Source organism: Arcobacter sp. (assembly GCF_050300555.1).
Lineage (GTDB): Bacteria > Campylobacterota > Campylobacteria > Campylobacterales > Arcobacteraceae > Arcobacter.
Genome location: NZ_JBNKXY010000475.1, coordinates 1 through 504 on the forward strand (window position 1 = coordinate 1; position 504 = coordinate 504).

A 504-nucleotide genomic window follows, 5' to 3' on the forward strand; every position below is an offset into this window, starting at 1 on the left:
CTGAATATTTTTGTAAACTGTTATAACCTATTCCAGGTATATATCCTGTTATTTCATTCTTATTTCTTAATCTAATCCTTGCCACTTTACGGACAGCTGAGTTGGGTTTTTTAGGATTCATAGTAAAAATTTTTAAACAAAAACCTTTTTTTTGTGGGTTTTTTTTTAAATCGGGGGATTTACTTTTTTTTATTTTTCTATTTCGTATTGCTTTTTTATTACAAAGTTGATTATTAGTTGGCATATAATTATTTTTATTAACTGTATACAATCTCCCGGACTTGAACCGGGAAAATTAGCTTAGAAGGCTAACACTTTATCCTATTAAGTTAAGATTGTTTATTTGTATATTTTATATATACCCCTTTTTCTCTCTTTAAGTAATGTTGGATTTGAACCTACAACTTTTCCGGTGTAAACGGAATACTCTACCGATTGAGTTAATTACCTTGTTTGTATTATAGGTCTAGGTAGATTTGAACTACCGTCTTCACACTTATCAGG

The 504-nt window shown here is 29.4% G+C and carries 2 tRNA genes and 1 pseudogene; all 3 read right to left on the minus strand.

From position 1 onward, the window contains the following. Positions 1 to 244 (minus strand): annotated as a pseudogene (gene rpsL, locus ACQY5W_RS13690) (30S ribosomal protein S12); the annotation flags it as partial. Positions 245 to 266: 22 nt separating this feature from the next. Further along, positions 267 to 339: transfer RNA gene (locus ACQY5W_RS13695), tRNA-Arg, on the minus strand. Between the two features lie 38 nt (positions 340 to 377). Continuing rightward, positions 378 to 450 (minus strand) — tRNA-Val (locus tag ACQY5W_RS13700). Positions 451 to 504: the final 54 nt, after the last annotated feature.